The organism is Ercella succinigenes (genome assembly GCF_900002895.1).
Window position 1 is genome coordinate 1 of record NZ_CDHP01000034.1, and the last position, 3388, is coordinate 3388.

Below are 3388 nucleotides of genomic sequence, written 5' to 3' on the forward strand. Positions count from 1 at the left end.
TCCTACTCTAGTTGTCAGGGTACGCTCGCGATAGCCATTCCGATAGCTGACACGTCCATCACTTCGCTCATACGGCTCGGCATTCAATTGTTCGCTGGCCTGTCCTCGCAGCACCGCATCAAATACTTTTTCCAGTAATTTCGCCACCCCGTTCTCCCGATTTCCAAGCATAAGGTCTTTAAGAATTTCGTCTTCCAGTGTAAGATGTACTTGAGCCATGATCTCATTCCTTTCAGTTGTTAGTTTCGCAAAACCTATTATACCGAAAGCGAGCTCGTGGCTCTTTTTTATTTCTCAATTTACACCAAGTATACGGACTTTATCCCGCTATAATTTAAGTATAAATGACAATGGTGTAATAGTAAAAAATATGCTCTCAACCAACTATTCGCCTACTTATTTTGTCAACAATGTATTTATATATGATGGCTCAAAATTAGATTATTTCCACGATGAAGTTTTTAAGGATACAGTTTACTTCTTTAATAATATTTTTTACAACACTTCAACTACGACACCAACTACTTGGTACAGACGAAATAATGCTCTTGATAAAGCTGTGTTTTCCAGCAATGCCTTTTATGAAGCCGGTGGCACTTATTCAGAAATACAGCCATATGATAAGCACGGAGTAGAAGGAAACCCTCTCTTTGTGGGCAATCCATTAAGCTATAATAAAGATGGCATTGGTGTTGAAAATATTATTCAGGTTGCAGAGCAGTTCAAGCTGCAGTCCGATTCACCACTAATTGACGCGGGGCATTGGTCGCCTGCAAGCGGAATAAAAGATTTCTTTTCTACACATCTGTATTATGGACAAGAAGTAGATATTGGCTTACATGAATCCATTATAGGGGTCAAAGTTGACAACCCAGTCGAAAAAGAGTTGGATCTTTTACCTGATGGCGTAGTTGAAAGAGTCAATCTTGCTCTTAATAAGCCAATAATCGCAAATTATACTCATCCAGCTGCTGCTGGTTATTATGCAGCAAGACTTGTGGACGGTGATAAAACAACCAGATGGGCGTGCTCTGATCCAGATCAGATGAATTATCCAATTCTGATAACACTGGATTTTGAAGAAGAAATTATATTTAATGAAATATTTCTTGATGAATATACAGATCATTCGACCAATTTAAGAATAGAAAACTTTGAACTGCGTCGATGGGAAGCTGAAACACAGAACTGGGTAACATTTTGTTCTGTTACAGGAGGCATGGGTAGAGATCGTGTTTTGGAGGATTTTGGAAATATTATAAGCAGTAAACTTCAGCTTGCAATAACAAAACAGTTTTCAAGTGAATACTGGACTCCTAGTATGACTGAAATTCAGGTGTACTATGAGCCGGATGAGGTAGTAGAAGATCACAATCCTGAGATTGTAGCTAATGTTTCTCTTTTTGACAAAACCGCATCTATGACAAACAATCATAATAATAACATAGGAATTGAATTAATCCCAGATGGTGATATTGTAAATTCTATTGAATATTATGGTCCTGAAGGAAATAAACTTAGAGAATTATATGAAAATGATCATTATACTATTGATGGCGATATCTATAACTTAAGCAAAACTTTTTTAGCAACCTTAAACATTGGTAAATGCAAAATATTATTTACAATGAAATCAGGTACAGAATTATCATTTTATATCAATGTTGTTGATACAACTGAGCTTGCAGCAAGAATTTCACAGGCTGATGGTTATACCATAGGAAATACACCAGCTGGAGAAGCTTTAATTGTAGTTCTTGAAGAAGCTAAGCTTGTTTTGTCTAAAGCAAATCGCAGCACTACTGCTATAGGCAATGATTTGCTTGATCAGACAATTGTGGATGAAGCTGACTATAATCTAGAAATAGCAATATTGGCTTTTGAGCAGGAACTTGAATACGAGACAGAGCCTACTCCTGAACCGACAAATCCAGAACCTGATTCAACACAGCCCACTCAACCGGCTAAACCAGAGCCTACAACTAAGCCTACTGATCTAACTGATCCTGGCGCTCAGCCTATTGATTTAACCGAGCCGACAACACAACCTACCACTCCTTCAATACCTGCTCCTACTCAGGAAATTAGTGAAAACGAAGTAGAAATGACAGTAGAAGCACAGGATGGATTACAGGCAGTAGCTAAGATGCAGGAAGATGCATTCAGTGAAGATGTAACTCTAAGAATCCGCAGAATAAGCAATGACAGCGAAGAGTTCAGATCAGCAATAGCTACTCTGAACTCAGCAATCAGCGGTATAGAGCAGCTGTTCCTGATTGACATTCAGGCAATAACAGCATCAGGTGCTTCAGTACAGCCTATAGATGGCAAGACAGTAAGCATCACAATGCCAATACCTGAAGGATTTGATCCAGCCAGAATAGCAGTGGCACATATCAAATCAAGCGGAGCAGTTGAGATCTTAAGAGCAACCGTAAAAGATGGTATGGTTACATTTATAACCGATAGTTTCTCAACCTTTGCGATTATAGAGATAGCAGCGAGTATACCTGCTTCAGGTGAAACAGTAAAAACAGGTGAAAGCAGCCCTGCTAATGTATACCTGATACTGCTGGGAACACTACTGATGATAGTCGTAGGCTACAAACTATACATAGTCCGCAAACAGAAGATGGCTATTGCTATGGATAATAATGACTGAAATCTGTGACATAAGAGACGTGACATCATTTAAGACATCAGGTGAAAACATTCTAGGTAAATTAAGGAAAAGAGTGCGATACAGAATAATTAAAACTTGATTCCTTGATTAAAACAAGATTTCATTCATATTACCAAGCATTGTCATATATTATTGTAAGACCTCCACTTCGTTGTGAAGTGGGGGTTTTTGCAATATGCTAACAAAGTAATACTAAATAAATAGTCGATGATTATTTGGTAAACCTGTCTTTGACAGTTGAAAGCAAGAGAAATGCCGTAAACGGCTGTATTACAGACGTTTTCGGCATTTAGCATTGTATATAAAAGTGCGTAATGTCTACTTTTAACTTTTTGTCTTTTTGACGATTTTTTGCATCTCTTTTTTGGGCACAAACTCTAAATCAGTCCTGAATCCGAACTCATCATGTAGGGCATCTGTTATGTCAGTTCGAGTATAAGTGGGAATATATCCATCGTTATCCTTTAACAGAAAATTCATTCCACTAAGTGTTTTCACAATCATTTCACCGCTGGCCTTGTCATCAGACAGACGCAATTGGATCTTCTTAGTCAAGATTCGGTAGACCAGCAGTGCTATAAAACAGGTCAGGAAGTGAGCCAGAATACGATCATCTCGTTTTAGATAGACAGGTCTGGCCTTTAGTTCACTTTTCATAATTCGAAAACAGGCTTCAATTTCCCATCTGCCCTTGTTTACCGCAAT

General features: G+C 38.3%; 2 protein-coding genes and 1 pseudogene. 1 reads left to right on the forward strand and 2 read right to left on the reverse strand.

All coding sequences use genetic code 11. The features are described from left to right. A partial coding sequence (locus tag AC0KSB_RS08045; RefSeq protein ID WP_472307717.1) for a transposase occupies positions 1-219 on the reverse strand: 219 nt, incomplete at its 3' end. On the opposite strand from AC0KSB_RS08045, the gene AC0KSB_RS08050 reads away from it, so the two are divergent. Next, the gene (locus AC0KSB_RS08050; RefSeq protein ID WP_472308083.1) at positions 218-2662 is read left to right on the forward strand and encodes a hypothetical protein; all 2445 of its coding nucleotides are present in this window, start codon (positions 218-220) and stop codon (positions 2660-2662) included. The genes AC0KSB_RS08045 and AC0KSB_RS08050 overlap by 2 nt on opposite strands. A gap of 345 nt (positions 2663-3007) precedes the next feature. On the opposite strand, the pseudogene AC0KSB_RS08055 reads toward AC0KSB_RS08050, so the two are convergent. Beyond that, positions 3008-3388 (reverse strand): annotated as a pseudogene (locus AC0KSB_RS08055) (IS1634 family transposase); the annotation flags it as partial.